A 16,464-nucleotide genomic window follows, 5' to 3' on the forward strand; every position below is an offset into this window, starting at 1 on the left:
TCGAACAACCCATCGCCACCACCCATACCAACATCATCCTGCATGAATGATCACGAACCGCAGGCGGGTTGCCGGTTACTGAGACACGCTCCTAGCCCGGCCCGCCGGACGAGTCGCCGGTCACCGGATGTGCGGATCATGGGAGACTCGCCCCCATGAGCGGCAAGGCGGACCCCCGGACGCCGGGGGAAGGGAGCACCTCCAGGACACGGCTGGACCGGGGGCGCGGCGCGCTCGGGCCCGCGTTGGAACTCGTGCACACCGGGCGCGCCCCGACCCGCGCGGTCCTCACCGCCGAGCTGGGGGTGACCCGGGCGACGGCCGGCGCGGTGGCCGCCGAACTGGAGGCACTGGGCCTGATCCGGGTGGACCCGCGGCCCGGCGCGGCGGCCGGTTCCCAGGGGCGCCCCTCGCACCGCCTGGCGGTCGCCGAGGACGGGCCCGTCGCCCTCGCCGCGCAGGTGCACGCCGACGGATTCCGCGCCGCTCTGGTGGGCCTCGGCGGCCGGATCGTGGCGACCGCGCCCGGCTGCGGGACCGTCGACGCCGACCCGGCCAAAGTGCTCGGCTCCGTCGTCGAGGCCGGCGCCGAGCTGCTGCGCGCGACCGGACGGCGCTGCGTCGGCGCCGGACTCGCCGTGCCGTCCGCGGTCGCCGAGCCGGAGGGCCTGGCCCTCAACCCGCTCCATCTGGACTGGCCCGCCGGAGCGCCGGTCCGCCGTATCTTCGCGCAGTGCGTGCGCACGGCCGGGATCACCGGACCGGCCTTCGCCGCCAACGACGTCAACCTCGCCGCGCTCGCCGAGCACCGGCACGGCGCCGGGCGCGGCGCGCGCGACCTGCTGTGCGTGGCGACCGGGCACCGGGGTGTGGGCGGCGCGCTGGTCCTGGACGGGCGGCTGCACACGGGCAGTTCGGGACTGGCGCTCGAGGTCGGCCACCTCACCGTCAACCCCGAGGGCCGCCCCTGCCACTGCGGCAGCCGCGGCTGCCTGGACGTCGAGACGGACCCGCTGGCGTTCCTCACCGCCGCGAGCCGGGAACCGGGCCCCGAGGTGTCCCTGCTGCGACAGGCCGAGGACCTGATCCGCCACCACTACGACGACCCGGCCGTCCGCGGAGCCGTCGAAGCCCTCGTCGACCGCCTGGGCCTGGGGCTGGCCGGCCTGGTGAACATCCTCAACCCGGACCGGATCATCCTCGGCGGACTGCACCGCACCCTGCTCGACGCCGCGCCCGACCGCCTGCGCGCCGTCGTGGCCGACCGCAGCCTGTGGGGCCAGAGCGGCGTCGTCCCGATCCTCTCCTGCACCCTCGACCACAACAGCCTGGTCGGCGCGGCCGAACTGGCCTGGCAGCCGGTCCTGGACGACCCGCTGGCAGCCCTGACCTGACCCGGCCCCGGCGCCCTGGAGCCGCGCGGACGCGGCCCCGTGCACGGCGGCCGGCGACCACGAGCGCGCGCCCCCGCGCCGCCGCGCGCCCCGACCTGTTCCCAGGGCGTGGCCGGGCCGCCCGGTACTTCCCGCGCGGTAGGCCGCACCTCCCCGCCCGTCAGCCGGAGAGCGGCCCGCGCCGGATCCGCCCCGGAAGCCGAGGCCGCACGGAGCAGTCGCGGTCCCGCGCCCGTACTCCCCGGGAGGTAGCCGCACTGCCGCTGGCCGTACGACGACTCGGAGCCCCTCCCCGAGCCACTGTCGACACAGCACCGGAGAACCCTCCGCAGCCCTTCGGCAGACCCTCAAGGGAGATGAACCAAGATGCAGACCCTGGCGAACTGGGACGGCGGCCCCGGGCCGTGGATCCTCTTCTTCCCGCTGTTCTGGACGGCCGCCGTCGTCGGCGCCGTCACCCTCCTGCGCCGCACCGCCCGGCGCGGCCGCGGCACACCCTGGCGCGGCATGGACACCGGGCCCTGGCGCGGCCCGGACGGGCGTCCCGCCGCCGACTCGCCGCTCGCCGTCCTCGGCCGCCGCTTCGCCTCCGGCGAGATCGACGAGGACGAGTACTGGCGCCGGCTGTCGGTGCTGGAGGAGCAGTTCGGCCGCGCCGGCGAGGGCGGTGCCCGGTGACCACCACGCCCGCCTCCACCGCCTCAACCTCTTCGAACACCCCCACCACGTCCGCCATCAGGACGGCCGCGCGGGTCGTCGACGCCGTGAAGGTCCACGGCGCCGGCGACACCGCCGTACGGGCCCTCGACGGCGTGAGCGTCGGCTTCCCGGCCGGACGCTTCACCGCGATCATGGGGCCCTCGGGCTCCGGCAAGTCGACCCTGATGCACTGCGCGGCCGGGCTCGACACGCTGACCTCCGGCACCGCGTACATCGGCGACACCGAACTGGGAGGCCTCGACGACCGCCGGCTGACCCTGCTGCGCCGCGACCGCGTCGGCTTCGTCTTCCAGGCGTTCAACCTGGTGCCGACCCTGACCGTCGCCGAGAACATCACGCTGCCCCTCGACCTGGCGGGCCGACGGGGCGATCCCGAGTGGATCGACGCGCTCGTCGAGGTCGTCGGCCTGCGCGACCGCCTGCACCACCGGCCCGCCGAACTCTCCGGCGGACAGCAGCAACGCGTCGCGGTGGCCCGCGCGTTCGCCGGCCGCCCGGACGTCGTCTTCGCCGACGAGCCCACCGGCAACCTCGACTCCCGCTCCGGCCAGGAGGTACTCGGCCTGCTCGACCGCGCCGTGAAGCAGACGGACCGCACGGTCGTCATGGTCACCCACGACCCGGTCGCCGCCGCCCACGCCGACGAGGTGCTCTTCCTCGCTGACGGACGCCTGGTCGACCGTATGGAGTCCCCGACCGCCGACCGGGTCCTGGACCGTATGAAGGCCTTCGAGGTGCGGACATGAACGCCTCCCTCCGCCTGAGCCTCTCCTCCCTGCGCGCCCACCGACGGCGCTTCGCCGGCACCTTCCTCGCCGTGTTCCTCGGCGTCGCCTTCCTGGCCGGGACCCTGGTCATGGGCGACACCCTGCGCGCCAGTTTCGACTCCATGTTCGGCAAGGCCACCGGCGGCACGGACGCCGTCGTCCGCAGCGCCGACGTCATCACCGCGCCCGGCGAGGGCCAGGGCGTGCGCCGGCCGGTGGACACCGGGCTGGTGAAGACCATCGAGCGGCTCCCGGGTGTCGCGGCCGCCGCCCCGGACATCCAGGGCGCGGGCCAGCTCCTGGGCCGCGGCGGCGAGCCCATCGGCGGCCAGGGCCCGCCCACCCTCGCCGGCAACTGGATCACCGACCCGCGGCTCAACCCGTACCGGCTCGCCGAGGGCCGTGCCCCCGCGAAGTCCGGCGAGGCCGTCGTCAACCGCGGCGCCGCGAAGAAGGGCGGCCTGGGGATCGGCGACACCACGACGCTGCGCACCCCCGACCCGGTCAAGGTGACGATCGTGGGACTGGCGACCTTCGGCGGCGAGGACGGCATGGCGCAGGTGACCTTCACCGGCCTGACCCAGGCCGACGCCGAGAAGTACCTGACCGCCCGGCCCGGGGAGGCGGCGGGCATCCAGGTGCGGGCCGGGCCCGGGGTGAGCCAGGCCGAACTGGTGCACCGGCTGACACCCGTGCTGCCCAAGGGCGTCGAGGCGCTCACCGGACAGGAGTCCGCGCGGGAGAACACCGACATGATCTCCAGCCAGTTCCTGACCGTTTTCACCACGTTCCTGCTGGTGTTCTCCGGCGTCGCGCTGCTGGTGGCGACCTTCTCCATCCACAACACGTTCGCGATCGTCGTGGCCCAGCGCACCCGCGAGAACGCGCTGCTGCGCGCGCTGGGCGCCTCCCGCCGCCAGGTCACCGCCGCCACCCTCGTCGAGGCGAGCGCCGTCGCCCTGACCGCGTCCGCCGCCGGGCTGGCGGGCGGCATCGGGATAGCCGCCGGGCTCCAGGCGCTGTTCCCGGCGATCGGATTCCCCTTCCCGGAGGGCAGCCTGGTCGTCGAGCCGCTGTCGATGGCACTGCCGCCTGTGGTCGGTGTCGTGGTCTGCCTCGGCTCCGCGCTGACGCCCGCCGTACGGGCCGGCCGCACCGCTCCCATGGCCGCGTTGCGCGAGACGGCCGTCGACACCTCCGGCGCCTCCCGTCCGCGCGCCGTGGCCGGAGCGGTCCTCGCCGCGACGGCCGTCGCGGTCACCCTCGCCGGGGTCCTGGTCTCCCCGTCCGTATGGGCGGCCGGACTCGGTGCCGTCCTCGCCCTGGCCGCCTTCGTGGTGCTCGGCCCGGTCGCCTCCGCCACCTCCGTACGCCTGCTCGGCAGCCCCCTCGACCGGCTGCGCGGCATCACCGGCGGCCTGGCCCGGCGCAACGCGCTGCGCAGCCCGAAGCGCACCGCGGCCACCGCGAGCGCGCTGATGATCGGGGTCGCCGTGGTGTCGCTGTTCACGGTCTTCGGCGCCTCGCTCAAGGCCACCATGGACCAGACCGTCTCCCGGTCCTTCGCGGGCGATCTCGCCGTGAGCACCCCCTCCTTCGGGGCCGGCGGCAGCGGTCTGAGCCCCCGGCTGGCCGGGGCGATCCGGCGGCTGCCCGAGGTGGACACGGCGGTCGGACTCGGCCGGGGGGTCGCCGAGGTCGACGGCGAGGGGCGGGCCCTGACCGTCACCGACCCGGTCGCGCTCGCCCGCACCTTCGACCTCGGCACCGTGCGCGGCTCCCTGAACGGCCTGGGCACCGACGGCATCGCCGTCACCCGCGACGAGGCCGACCGGCGGGGCCTGACGACCGGGGACCGGGCACGGCTCGCCTTCACCGACGGCACCACGAGGACCTTCACCGTCCGGGCGGTCTACGGCCGGTCCGAACTCGCCGGCGACTACGTCGTCAGCCGCTCCGCCTGGGCCCCGCACCGCACCCAGGACTCCGACAGGCTCGTCGCGGTCTCCCTCCGGCCCGGCGTGAGCGCGGAGGCGGGCAAGGCAGCCGTCGAAGGGGTCACCGCCCGGTACGGCGACCCGCAGGTGCAGACCCGCGACGAGTACGCGCGGTCCTCGGCGGGCGGCATTGACATGATGCTCACGCTGGTCTACGCGCTGCTCGCCCTCGCGGTGTTCATCGCGCTCCTCGGCATCGCCAACACGCTCACCCTGGCGATCCACGAGCGGACCCGCGAACTCGGTTTGCTCAGGGCCGTCGGCCAGACGCGGTCCCAGCTGCGGGCCATGGTCCGCTGGGAGTCGGTCCTGGTGGCCGCGTTCGGCACGGCGGGCGGGCTCGCCCTGGGCGCCTTCCTCGGCTGGGTGCTGGTGAGGGCGTCCGACGGCGAGAGCGGTACCGCGTTCGCCTTCGCGGTGCCGCCGGCGCAGCTGCTCGTGGTGGCGCTGGTGGGGATCGCGGCAGGCGGGCTCGCGGGGCTGCGCCCGGCCCGGCGCGCCGCCCGGCTGGACGTGCTGAGGGCCATCGCCACCGAGTGAGCGCCGGAGCCGGGGGCACGCGGTGACGCCGGCCCCGGCGGTCACCGCGTGACTCCGGCACACCACCGGGCGGTGACCGGGCCGCGCCCCGGTCACCGCCCGCGGTCCGTCACGGCCCCGGCCGCCGCCAGGTCGACGATGGCGGACGCGGTCAGCCGACCACGGCGGACGCGGTCAGCCGACGACGGCGGACCCGGCCGGTGCGTGGAGGGGCCGGACGCCGTCGAGCGCGGAGGCGGCCTCGGCCAAGCGGCGCGCGGAGTGCTCCGGGGTCACGAGCGCCGGCACCCGGGCCGGTACCGCGATCGAGGGGGCGGCGGTCGGCAGGGTGAACCAGACGACCTTGCCCCGCTCGCCGTCCGGCCGCGCGCCCCAGCTCTCGCTCATCGCGGCCACCATCGCCAGCCCCCGTCCTTCGGTGGCCAGCGGCGCGATGGCACCCATCTCCTCCACCACGGGAAGGCGCGGGTCGTGGTCGCGCACGGAGACCGTGAGCCGGTCGAGCAGCAGTTCGAGCTCCACGGTGCACAGCTTGTCCGGTCGGGCGTGCTGGTGGACGTTGGTCAACAGCTCCGTCACACCGAGCGCGGCCCGGTCTATCAGAGGGTCCAGATGCCAGTAGCGCAGGTGCGCCGATACGATTCTGCGGACCTGGCCGATCCGCGACGGCAGGGCTTGGAGCTCCACCGTGCAGTGCCTGCTTGGGTGACTGATCACGGCTGCGACTCCCCGACGTTGAGGTCCGGAAGAACACGACGTTTCGGATGCAGCAGGACGCCTGCGTGACATTGCCGCCTGCTGTCTGGCCGGCGGGCTGGTTCGCAGCGTTATCGCCGGTAAACCCTGAGTGACGTGAGACCAGCGTGACCCACGGGGTGGGGTCACGCAACTCGCCTCGCTCAGCCGCCGCGCCGAGCCGCCCGGCGCACGGCCTCGACGAACCGGCGGGCCGCGGGCGGCCCCGGCTCGCCCGGTGCGGGGTCGTGGTCGCCCAGGGTCAGCAGGTACCGATTGCCGCCCAGGTCGGCCAGCGCCCGGTCGTCCGGGGCGTACCAGGGCTGGGACGCGCGCACCGACTGCACCGGCGCGCTGTCGATCTCACTGCCGTAGCTGGTCAGCAGCTCCAGCCTGCCGTCGCGGATCCGGACCCGTCCGGCCCGGGTGAGTGAGCGAAGTCGCTTGTCGATCCGTACGCCCGTGGCCGTGAACTCCGGTTCGGCCATCTCCCCGCCCCTTCGTGCGTGTCGCCTTCGTACGTGTCGCCGGCTCCCGCCTGGTCCATGAGCCGGCCCGGCTCGTTCGAGATCCCCTGTGCCCCCGTCGGGCCCTTCTTTCCGCCGCGGTGCAGTCTGCACGCCTTCGGCACGGAGCACCAGTGCGCGGGGAGCGCTCGCGGGCGGCGCCCGGAGCACTCGCGAATGCGCCCCCACCCGCGCGCCCCCTCGCCGCGGACCGGCCCCGGCGAGGCGTGCTCCCAAGCCTGTCCTTGAGCCGCTCAAAGATGCGTTTATGCAGGTGAGAAGCGCGTTGAAGGTGTCTATGATCGAGGGCGTCCGGCCGCGCGGGACGCCGCCGGCGCACAGTGTAAGGAGCCCCGCCGTGAGCACCACCGAGCAGCGCCGGACCGGCGACACCCTTGACGTCGACCGCAGCGACGGCGGATACCGGGACTGGCTGAAAGAAGCCGTCCGCAAGGTGCAGGCCGACGCCAACCGCTCGGCCGACACCCATCTGCTGCGCTTCCCGCTGCCCGAGGAGTGGGGCATCGACCTGTACCTGAAGGACGAGTCGACGCATCCGACCGGCAGCCTCAAGCACCGGCTGGCGCGGTCGCTGTTCCTGTACGGCCTGTGCAATGGCTGGATCCGCCCGGGCCGCCCGGTCATCGAGGCCTCCAGCGGCTCGACGGCCGTCTCGGAGGCGTACTTCGCGAAGCTGATCGGCGTGCCCTTCATCGCGGTGATGCCGCGCACGACCAGCGCCGAGAAGTGCCGCCTGATCGAATTCCACGGCGGGCGGTGCCATTTCGTGGACGACCCGCGCACGATGTACGAGGCCTCCGCCGCCCTCGCGGACGAGACCGGAGGCCACTACATGGACCAGTTCACCTACGCCGAGCGGGCCACGGACTGGCGCGGCAACAACAACATCGCCGAATCCATCTTCCGGCAGCTGGAGTTGGAGCGCTTTCCGGAACCGGCGTGGATCGTCGCCACCGCGGGCACGGGCGGCACCTCCGCGACCATCGCCCGCTACGTCCACTACATGCAGTACGACACCCGTATCTGCGTCGCCGATCCCGACAACTCGTGCTTCTTCGAGGGCTGGACCACCGGCGATCCGGACGTCACCTGCGACAGCGGCTCGCGCATCGAGGGCATCGGGCGGCCGCGCATGGAACCGAGCTTCGTCCCCGGGGCCATCGACCGCATGATGAAGGTGCCGGACGCCGCCGCCGTGGCGGCCGTACGCGCCCTGGAGCGGGCCATCGGCCGCAAGGCGGGCGGCTCCACGGGGACGGGCCTGTGGAGCGCCCTGAAGATCGTCGCCGAAATGCTTCAGGAGCGCCGCCGCGGCAGCGTCGTGACCCTCCTGTGCGACCCGGGTGACCGCTACCTCGACAAGTACTACTCCGACGCCTGGCTGACCGAACAGGGCCTCGACAGCGCCCCGTACACGCGGGCGCTGGAATCGTTCCTGGCGACCGGGGTGTGGCCGGGCTGAGAGGGCCCGCACGGCCGTACGGGCCAGGCCCTCGGACCGGCCGGACTCGCGATGGGCACGGACGGCCTTCGCCGACGGGCCCTCAGATGTCGGCCTCGTCCCCGGGCTCGCCCGCCACCACCAGCCGCAGGTGCTCCGAGACCTCGGCGCGTGCTTCCGCGGGCAGCCCGGCATCCGTCACCAGCGTGTCGATCCGGTCCAGCGCGGCGAACGAACTCAGACCCACCACACCCCACTTGGTGTGGTCGGCGACCACCACCACCCGGCGCGCCGAGTGCACCAGCCGCCGGTTGGTCTCGGCCTCCGCCAGGTTCGGCGTGGACAGGCCCGCCTCGGCCGATATCCCGTGCACACCCAGGAACAGCACGTCGAAGTGGAGCGCGGCGATCGCCTGGTCGGCCACCGGACCCACCAGCGAGTCGGACGGCGTGCGCACCCCGCCGGTCAGCACGACCGTCGCCGCACCCTGCCGCTGACCGGAGGTGCGCTGCGCCGAGTGGAAGACGTCGGCGACCCGGACCGAGTTGGTGACCACCGTCAGATCGGGCACGTCGAGCAGGTGCTGGGCCAGCGCGTACGTCGTCGTACCGCCCGAGAGGGCGATCGCCGTGCCCGGCACGGCCAGCCGGGCCGCCGCACGCGCGATGTCCTCCTTGGCGGTCAGCTCCAGGCCCGACTTGGCCTCGAAGCCCGGCTCGTGCGTACTGGCCTCCACCACCGGTACCGCGCCGCCGTGCACCTTCTCCAGCACTCCCTGCCGGGCCAGCGCGTCCAGGTCGCGGCGCACCGTCATGTCCGACACGCCGAGCTTCCGGGTCAGCTCGTTCACCCGAACACCGCCGCGGCGCCGGACCTCGTCCAGGATCAGGGCGCGCCGCTGCTCCGCGAGGAGGCTCTGATTCTCACTCACGTGGGCTCCGGTTCCTTTCGCGTCAAGCCGTCCGACCCGCCCCGCGCACCCGCCGGCGACGAGAAGGTCCGTCATGTCCTCCGGTGCGCGGAAGTCCCATCCTTTCACGGGGCGGTCCCCACCGCGCCATCACCCGACCGACGCGCACATGCCACCTTTGTCCTCCCCGTGCGCGGCTATCGTCACCCGGATCGGGGAGATTCGGTGACGAGGGGTGTGCCGCGTGCCGCGGGAGGCGATCCTGGTGTCCGCACGCACACAGACCGACGGACGCGGCACGGGGGAAGTGCGAACAGTGAAACGTGCGCAGCGGCATCCGGAGACCGCCGGGGCGGACGGCCCCGCCGCGCCCGCCGAGCCGACCGGATGCGCCCTGGAGCTCATGGTCCACGGTGTCGGCGGCACCACGCCCGAGAAGATGCTGGACGCCCCGCGCACGGTGCGGATCACCGGCGACGACACCGCGGCCGTCTTCCGGCGCGCCGAGGACGTCGACGCCGAGAGCCGGCCGGAGGAGCACCGTGGCACACCGGTGCCCGAGGCGTACGTCTGGAGCAACCTCACCTCCGGCAACGGCGCCCGCGCCCTGTGGCTGTTGCTGCTGCCGTTCATGGTCGTCAACCTCGCCCACTGGATGCGCCCCGGCGCACCCGGCCGCCCGCGCGTCGTGAGCCTGTACGGACTGCTGGTGCGGCTGGCGGGTCTGACCCTGACGGTGCTGCTCGTCGCCGCCGCCTGCGAGGTCGCCCTCGACCTCACGGCCTGGCAGTGCGCGGGCACGCACGCGTGTGCCGCACGGCACTCCTGGCTGGGCTTCCTGTCGCCCGCGGCCGGCGGCTGGTGGAGCACGCCCGGCCGCCGCCTCGCCCTGGCCGCCCTGGTGCCCGCCGCGCTCACCGGGCTGCTGTGGTACCTGGCGCACCGCACCTGGAGCGCCTACGAGTCCCAGCAGCCGATCTCCCGCGACCCGGAGCCCGAGGACGACACCGGCAACGGATCCCTGAGCCGTCCCGGCTTCTGGTACGGGCGCCGTCTGGTGGCACGGCTGCGCGCCGCGCACACCGCCGCGGGCCTGCTGACGGTGGCCGCGACGATCGCCGTGCCCACGGCGGCCCTCGACCGCGGCCCCGGTGGTCCCCAGATCCTCGACACAGCGGGCCGGCTCCTGCTCACCGTCCTGCTCGTCTGGTCCGCCGCCGTGGTCTGGGTGGTCTGCCGCCGGGGCCGCACGGAGCACCTGCTCGACCGGCAACTGGACCGCCACCTCGTCCGGCGGCTGCCGCTCGGCGCGCTTCTGCTGCTCCTGCTCACCGCCCTGTACGCCGGATGGTCGCGCCCGGGCTGGCAGTCCACCGGCCGGCTGGCGGGCGACACCGCCTTCGGCGGCATCGCGCTGGGCCAGGGCCTCCTGGTCGTCGCCCTCGCAGCCGTCGCCCACGTGCTGTACCGCACCCGCCCCGACGCCCGGGCCGCGCTGCGGGGCCTGGGCGGTCCCGCGGTCGCGATGCTGGCCTGCGCGCTCGGCGGCGTGATGTCCGGCGGGGTCTGCCAGCGCGTGGCCGACTGGCTGGACGGCACCGGCACCTCGATCCCGGGCCCACCGGTCATGCTCACCTGGCAGGCGTCCGTCATCCCGCCGCTGCTCGTCGTGCTGCTGGTGCTCTGCGGCCGGATGGCCCGGCGCGCCCGGCGGCTGGCCCGGGCCGAGCGCCCCGCGGTGGAACGCGACCACCCCGGCGAGCCGGCCGACCCCGAGCGCACCCGCCGGATCGCCCGCACCCGGGCGATGGCCACCCTCACCGACGACGGACCCATCGTGGTCGGCGCCACCTCCGCCGTCACCCTCCTCCTGGGCGCCGCCGCACTCGTCGGCGCCCTCGGCACCGACCGGACACCGGCCGGGGCCGCGGCCGGAACCCACCCCGTCCTGCACGGCGCGGCCCAGACCGCGCAGGCACTGGGCTCCTGGCTCATCGGACTGGGCTTCATACTCTTCGTCACCTGGGGCCGGCGCGCCTACAAGGACGCCTCGGCCCGGCGCACCATCGGCATCCTGTGGGACGTCGGCACCTTCTGGCCGCGCGCCGCCCACCCCTTCGCCCCACCCTGCTACGCCGAACGCGCCGTGCCCGACCTCACCTGGCGGATGGCGACCTGGATCCGGGCCACCGGCGGACGGCTGGTGCTGTCCGGGCACTCCCAGGGCAGTGTGCTGGCCGCCGCCGCGGCCTGGCAGCTCACCCCGCAGGTCCGCAAGCGGGTCGCCCTGCTGACCTACGGATCCCCCCTGGAACGGCTCTACGGCCGCTGGTTCCCGGCCCACTTCGGCCCGGCCGCGCTCGGCGCCCTGCACCGGGACGTGGACTGCTGGCGCAACCTGTACCGGCTCACCGACCCCATCGGCGGCCCGGTCCGGCTGCCCGGCGACTGCGGCCCCGAGGTGGACCGCGCCCCGCTCTCGGACCCGCTCGCCTACGGCCGCACCGCACGCCATCCGCTGCCCGCCCCGATCCTGGGCCACTCCGACTACCAGGCGGACCCGGCCTTCGACGAGGAACGCCGGTGGCTGCTGGCCCGGCTGCGCCCGGACCTGCCGGCGCCTCGCCAGGGGCAGCCCGACGTCCCGGCCGGTGAACCGCACACCGGACCGGAGCCGCCGGGCGGGCCCGGCTCTCAGGGCAGCGCGGGCAGGTCCTCGGCGTAGAGCAGCGTCAGATCGTCCGTGCTCGGTTCGGCGAGCTGGGCGACCCGGCCGGCGTGCCGCTCCACCATCGCCTCGAAGGTCTGCCGCGCCGTGCGGCCGTTGCCGAACGCGGGGCCCTTGGGGACCGCGGTGAAGTACGCCAGCAGGGCCTCGGTCGTGTCCGGAGCCAGCCGGTACTCGTGCTCCTCGGCCTGCTGTTCCACGATCCGCAGCAGTTCGTCGGGGCCGTAGTCGCTGAAGGTGATGGTGCGGGAGAAGCGGGAGGCCACACCCGGGTTGACGGACAGGAAGCGCTCCATCTCCGCCGTGTAGCCGGCGACGATCACCACCACCGCCTCCCGCTGGTCCTCCATCAGCTTCACCAGCGTGTCGATGGCCTCCTTGCCGAAGTCACGCCCGGCGTCCTCCGGGGAGAGCGCGTACGCCTCGTCGATGAACAGCACTCCGCCGCGGGCCCGTTCGAAAGCCTCCTGGGTGCGGATCGCGGTGGATCCGATGTGCTCGCCGACCAGGTCGACGCGGGACACCTCCACGAGATGGCCCTTCTCCAGGACACCGAGGGCGGCCAGGATCTCGCCGTACAGGCGGGCGACCGTGGTCTTGCCGGTGCCGGGGGAGCCGGTGAAGACCAGATGTCTCTTGACCGAGGCGGCCTTCAGCCCGGCCTGCTGACGGCGTCGGCCCACCTCGATCATGTCGGTCAGGGCACGCACCTCCCGTTTGACACTGTCCAGGCCGACCAGCGTGTCGAGTTCGCCGAGGACGTCCTTCGCGGTCCGCGTGGGCGGCTCCGGTTCACCGGCGGTCACCAGCGGCTCCTGCTCGGTGGTGCGCTGCCCGGGGATCGCGCCCAGCAGACCGGAGGACGGGGGCGCGGTCTGCACGGCCGTCTCCCGGGCCACGAGCGGGCGCACGCCGCCGCTCTCGTCGCTGGTGCAGTCCTCGACCACGGGGCCCGACCCGGCGCCGGTGTCCGGTCCGCCGTCCGCGAACTCGTAACCCCCGCGGGCGCACCGCTCCGTACGGCACTTCCTCAGCGTCGTACGGCAGCCGTCGATCACGTGGAAGCCGTAGCCGCCGCTGCCCGTCACCCGGCAGTCCAGGAAGCTGCCGCGGCCCCCGGCGGAGACGTAGAAACCGGCCTCGGCGGGGGAGGCGACCGTGCACCGCTCGATGGTGGGGTCGGCGCCCTTGGTGACGATCACCCCGGTCTGGGTGTCGTCCAGGGTGCAGTTGTTGAGCGTGCCGCCGCTGCCGTGGTCGCGGAACCAGGCGCCCGTGGCCGCGTCCTTGATCCGGCAGTCGTCGAGCTGCGCGGTGGCGCCGTCGCTCACCGACACCGCCGTGTTGCGCACCTGGTACAGGTCGCTGTCGACGACGTCCGCGCGGGAGCCGCGGTCCAGCACGAACAGCGCGTCGGGCACGTCGTGCACCCGGCAGGAGTCGAGCACCGCGGTGGCACCGTCGCTGACCCACACAGCGGGGTAGTCGCCGGTGCTGTCGAAGATCTCGCACTGGTTGGCGTCCACGCGCGTGCCCGGGTCCCACACCGACAGTCCGTTGCGCCCGAACTGACGCACCGTCGTCCGCGTCAGCGTCAGCACGGACCGGGAGCGCAGGTCCACCGCGTTCTCCGGGATGTCGTGGATACGGCAGTCGGCCAGCGTCAGCACGGCGTCGGTGTCGAGCGTGACACCGTCCGCGGCGGTGCGGTGCACATCGCAGTCGGTGAGGTGCCCGGTGGCCCGGCCGGTGATCTGGACGCCGCTGCCCCGTACCTCGTAGACCTCGCAACCCACCGCCTCAAGGGCGGAGTTGTCGCCCGTCGCCGTCAGACCCGCGCCCGAGGTGTGGTGGACACGGCAGTTCTCCAGCCGGGGGTGCCCGCCACCACGGACCGCCACGCCCGACTGCCCGGCCGCGACGACCTCGCACTCCTCGAACACCCCACCGCCGCCGTCGAGTACGGCGATGCCGATACCGGCCGGGTTGTCGACCGTGCAGCGCCGCACGGTGGGCCGGGCGCCGCCGCGCACCTCGATGCCGGCCGCGGACCGGGTCACGATCCGCACGTCCCTGAGTTCCGGCGCGCCCTCCTCCACCAACAGGGCGGGCGCGGCGGCGTCCTGGCCCTCGACGTGCAGGTCCTGGACGACCGCGGAGGCGCGCACGGTCAGGGGCACCCCCTCCGTGGGGGCGATGCGCACCGAGCCGGGGGCGCCCTCGGGGCCTCGCAGGGTCACCGCCCGCTGTACGACGAGGTTCTCCCGGTAGGTGCCCGGGGCGACGGTGAGCACGTCACCGTCGGCCGCGGCCTCCAGGGCGGCGGCGAGCGATGTGTACTCACCCGTGCGGCGCCGCCACCGCGATGTGCCGGTGTGCGTCACCTGGACCGTGCCCTGTGCCATGGCGCTGCTGTGCCCCCACCTCGTCGTACGCGGGTTGGTTGATGCCGAGTGCGTCGGCCGGTCCACCGTAGCGTGCGCGCGGACGCTCGGTTGACCAGAGCCCACAGGCCGTCAGCTGCCGGTGCCGGTACGGCCCCAGTCCGGGCCCGCGCGGTCCCAGGCCTGGTCCCAGCGCGCGTACCGGTGGCGGACCAGGCGCCAGACGATCAGCCGGCGTATCCCCTCCACCAGGCCCGCGGCCAGCATGGCCGCGCCGCATCCGGCCAGCACGGCGTGGGCCGTGGCCGTCGTGGAGTCCAGGGGGCGGGTCACCGTGCGGCCGTGCTCGTCCGTCCACAGCGTGAAGTGGTCGCCGGGACGGGGGGACCTCAGGCTCGTCGTGACCGGACCGTGCTGCCGGGTGCCGTCCGGTGCCGTCCAGTTGGCGAGGACGCGGCTGCGCAGGTCCCGTCCCGTGGAGATCTCCGGGTCGGGATCCAGCCGGTTGAGTCTCTGCACCACCGTGGCCGTCACCGGGTGCCGGGACTGGCGCTGCTCGCGCACGGATTGCTGAAGGGCGTCCTGGGCGACGGAACCGACGAGGAAGCCGATCACGGGGGCGGCGACCAGGACGAGCAGCAGCGCGGCCAGGGCCACCCAGGCCTCGACGAGGTCGGTCCTGCGCCGCAGCGGGTTGTGCCGCCAGCGCCACAGTCCGCTGATCGCTCGCACGGTTGCCGCACCCCCTTCCCCTCCGTGATAACTCCGGCTGGAACAGTTCGCCCCCTCGCCGGCCGAAGAGAGAGGGAAATCACCTCGGGCGGGGGATTCTCACGAACTCCTCACGAAAACCCAACGACCGGGCCCCGCTCCGGGGTTCCCGCCCGTGGCCGGAGGTCATTCGAGGACGGTGACCGGGTCGCCGAGCCGGATGGTGCCGGTGGACTCGGGCACCAGGTTCTGGCCGAAGACGAGTTCGCCGCCGAAGCGGCGGTGGCGGCCGAGGGTGCGCAGCGGCTCCTTGCCGCGGGTGCCGGTGTCCTGGTCGGTGGTGGTCACCACGCACCGTCCGCACATCTTGACGACCCGGAAGGAGACCTCGCCGATCGCGATGCGCGACCAGTCGTCCTCGGCCCAGGCGGGGGTGTCGGCCACCACCACGTTGGGCCGGAAGCGGTCCATGGGCAGCGGGCCCTCGCCGGCGTGATCCCCCTCGGCGATCAGGGAGTTGAGGGAGGCGAGGGAGGAGAGCGTGGTGAGCAGCAGCGGGAAGGCGTCGGCGAAGCTCACCGTCTCGCCCGGCAGGGCGTAGTCCGGGTCGACGGGCCGGCGTGTGGCGGGGTCGTCCAGGTGGACCAGGCGGACGTCCTCCCCGGCGAGGCCGCTGCACCAGGCGTGGGCGGCCTCCTCCGCCGGGACGGCCTCCACCTTCTCGCCGAAGATTTCCACGGTCACCGTGTCGCCCGGCGGGGGGACGGGGACCGTGACCGGGGCGCGTCCGGGCGCGGAAAGGCGGAGGCCGCCGCCGGGCTCGGGCTCGGCGGCGGCCAACGCGAGGTGTGGCTGCTGGCGTTGCGTGACGACCTTTCCCCCGTCGTCGATCAGCGCCCAGCGCCGGTCCCCGGCCAGCCCCCAGGGCTGGACGACGGCTTCCGCGAGCGTGACGGCTCGCAGCGCCTTGATCGGGTGGATGTGCAGCGCGTGCAGTTCCGCGTTCCCCATGACCTCATCCTGCCAGGGGGCGGGGACAGCCGGGGAGCGGATCAGTAACCGCGGTACTGCTGGTTCCCGTACGGGTCCTGGTAGGGCGCCGGGGCGGGACGCGGGGTGGCGGGACGCATGGCCTCGTAGCCGGTGCCGTTCGCCATCGGACGCGGTGGCTGCGGCTGCTGCGGGCCGGGATACCCGCGCGGCGCTGCGGCCTGTTGCGGGATGTAGGCCGTGGGCGCCGGCTGCGGGGGAACGGGTTGAGGCGCCTGCGGGTAGCCGTAGGACGGCTGGGACGGGGCCGCCGGGAGGGCGGGCAGCGCAGAGGGCAGCGCGGGCAGGTGGCTGCCGGTGCTCAGCGGGCTGCCCGTGGACAGGTGGCTGCCCGTGTCGTACGGCGCCGGAACACGGATGGGGGCGATCTGAGGGGTACCTCGCTCGGCCACGAGCGAGTCGTAGATCGGGGTGTCCGGGAAGGAGGCGGAGTAGTAGCCGCCGCCATAACTGGAGCGGGGGGAGGTCATGGCCATAAGTAAAGCCCACGATGTGCTGGTTGGGGAGACCGATAAGAGGGTTGTTTTCCGTGTCGGCGGTGACGTGAGGTCCCCAATATG

At 74.0% G+C, this 16,464-nt stretch carries 13 protein-coding genes; 6 read left to right on the forward strand and 7 right to left on the reverse strand.

Translation table 11 applies throughout. The features are described 5' to 3' along the window. Positions 1-155 precede the first annotated feature (155 nt). From ACFY4A_RS11490 to ACFY4A_RS11505, 4 genes are all read left to right on the forward strand, one after another. Entirely contained in the window at positions 156-1,394 is a 1,239-nt protein-coding gene (locus ACFY4A_RS11490) for an ROK family protein (protein ID WP_390829199.1), read from the forward strand. A 366-nt stretch (positions 1,395-1,760) separates the two neighbouring features. Continuing rightward, positions 1,761-2,072 (forward strand): SHOCT domain-containing protein, encoded by a 312-nt coding sequence (locus ACFY4A_RS11495; RefSeq protein ID WP_390829200.1) that lies wholly within the window; start codon positions 1,761-1,763, stop codon positions 2,070-2,072. Then, entirely contained in the window at positions 2,069-2,860 is a 792-nt protein-coding gene (locus ACFY4A_RS11500) for an ABC transporter ATP-binding protein (RefSeq protein ID WP_390829201.1), read from the forward strand. The genes ACFY4A_RS11495 and ACFY4A_RS11500 overlap by 4 nt, the downstream gene beginning before the upstream one ends. Continuing rightward, positions 2,857-5,418, forward strand: coding sequence for an ABC transporter permease (locus ACFY4A_RS11505; protein WP_390829202.1), 2,562 nt, complete (start codon positions 2,857-2,859; stop codon positions 5,416-5,418). Before ACFY4A_RS11500 ends, ACFY4A_RS11505 begins: the two co-directional genes overlap by 4 nt. A 174-nt stretch (positions 5,419-5,592) precedes the next feature. On the opposite strand, the gene ACFY4A_RS11510 is transcribed toward ACFY4A_RS11505, so the two are convergent. Then, positions 5,593-6,135, reverse strand: a complete 543-nt coding sequence (locus tag ACFY4A_RS11510; RefSeq protein WP_390829203.1) for an ATP-binding protein — start codon at positions 6,133-6,135, stop codon at positions 5,593-5,595. A 182-nt stretch (positions 6,136-6,317) separates the two neighbouring features. Beyond that, positions 6,318-6,641 carry a hypothetical protein gene (locus tag ACFY4A_RS11515; protein WP_390829204.1) on the reverse strand — a complete coding sequence of 108 codons (324 nt, stop codon included), beginning with the start codon at positions 6,639-6,641 and terminating at the stop codon, positions 6,318-6,320. Between the two features lie 376 nt (positions 6,642-7,017). On the opposite strand from ACFY4A_RS11515, the gene ACFY4A_RS11520 reads away from it, so the two are divergent. Then, a complete protein-coding gene (locus ACFY4A_RS11520; protein WP_390829205.1) occupies positions 7,018-8,142 on the forward strand; it encodes a PLP-dependent cysteine synthase family protein in 1,125 nt (374 codons plus the stop codon). Between the two features lie 82 nt (positions 8,143-8,224). On the opposite strand, the gene ACFY4A_RS11525 is transcribed toward ACFY4A_RS11520, so the two are convergent. Next, on the reverse strand, positions 8,225-9,052 hold the full coding sequence (locus ACFY4A_RS11525) for a DeoR/GlpR family DNA-binding transcription regulator (RefSeq protein ID WP_390829206.1): 828 nt from the start codon (positions 9,050-9,052) through the stop codon (positions 8,225-8,227). A 295-nt stretch (positions 9,053-9,347) separates the two neighbouring features. Here ACFY4A_RS11525 and ACFY4A_RS11530 point away from each other — a divergent pair, with 295 nt between their 5' ends. Further along, positions 9,348-11,756, forward strand: a complete 2,409-nt coding sequence (locus ACFY4A_RS11530; RefSeq protein ID WP_390829207.1) for a hypothetical protein — start codon at positions 9,348-9,350, stop codon at positions 11,754-11,756. On the opposite strand, the gene ACFY4A_RS11535 is transcribed toward ACFY4A_RS11530, so the two are convergent. The 4 genes from ACFY4A_RS11535 to ACFY4A_RS11550 all read right to left on the reverse strand — a co-directional run bounded on the left by ACFY4A_RS11535 (position 11,726) and on the right by ACFY4A_RS11550 (position 16,374). Beyond that, the gene (locus tag ACFY4A_RS11535) at positions 11,726-14,164 is read right to left on the reverse strand and encodes a right-handed parallel beta-helix repeat-containing protein (RefSeq protein WP_390829208.1); all 2,439 of its coding nucleotides are present in this window, start codon (positions 14,162-14,164) and stop codon (positions 11,726-11,728) included. The genes ACFY4A_RS11530 and ACFY4A_RS11535 overlap by 31 nt on opposite strands. A gap of 111 nt (positions 14,165-14,275) precedes the next feature. After that, positions 14,276-14,875, reverse strand: a complete 600-nt coding sequence (locus ACFY4A_RS11540) for a hypothetical protein (protein WP_390829209.1) — start codon at positions 14,873-14,875, stop codon at positions 14,276-14,278. Positions 14,876-15,040: 165 nt separating this feature from the next. After that, positions 15,041-15,865: an MOSC domain-containing protein gene (locus ACFY4A_RS11545; protein ID WP_390829210.1), complete on the reverse strand. Its 825-nt coding sequence runs from the start codon at positions 15,863-15,865 to the stop codon at positions 15,041-15,043. Positions 15,866-15,906: 41 nt separating this feature from the next. Next, on the reverse strand, positions 15,907-16,374 hold the full coding sequence (locus ACFY4A_RS11550) for a DUF6643 family protein (RefSeq protein WP_390829211.1): 468 nt from the start codon (positions 16,372-16,374) through the stop codon (positions 15,907-15,909). Positions 16,375-16,464: the final 90 nt, after the last annotated feature.

Origin of the sequence: Streptomyces sp. NPDC001292, assembly GCF_042896465.1 — a bacterium.
Taxonomy (GTDB): domain Bacteria; phylum Actinomycetota; class Actinomycetes; order Streptomycetales; family Streptomycetaceae; genus Streptomyces.

Coding starts and splice junctions, on each gene's coding strand:
- ACFY4A_RS11490 (WP_390829199.1), top strand. CDS start 156: ATGAGCGGCAAGGCGGACCCCCGGACGCCGGGGGAAGGGAGCACCTCC.
- ACFY4A_RS11495 (WP_390829200.1), top strand. CDS start 1,761: ATGCAGACCCTGGCGAACTGGGACGGCGGCCCCGGGCCGTGGATCCTC.
- ACFY4A_RS11505 (WP_390829202.1), top strand. CDS start 2,857: ATGAACGCCTCCCTCCGCCTGAGCCTCTCCTCCCTGCGCGCCCACCGA.
- ACFY4A_RS11515 (WP_390829204.1), bottom strand. CDS start 6,641: ATGGCCGAACCGGAGTTCACGGCCACGGGCGTACGGATCGACAAGCGA.
- ACFY4A_RS11535 (WP_390829208.1), bottom strand. CDS start 14,164: ATGGCACAGGGCACGGTCCAGGTGACGCACACCGGCACATCGCGGTGG.
- ACFY4A_RS11545 (WP_390829210.1), bottom strand. CDS start 15,865: ATGGGGAACGCGGAACTGCACGCGCTGCACATCCACCCGATCAAGGCG.
- ACFY4A_RS11550 (WP_390829211.1), bottom strand. CDS start 16,374: ATGACCTCCCCCCGCTCCAGTTATGGCGGCGGCTACTACTCCGCCTCC.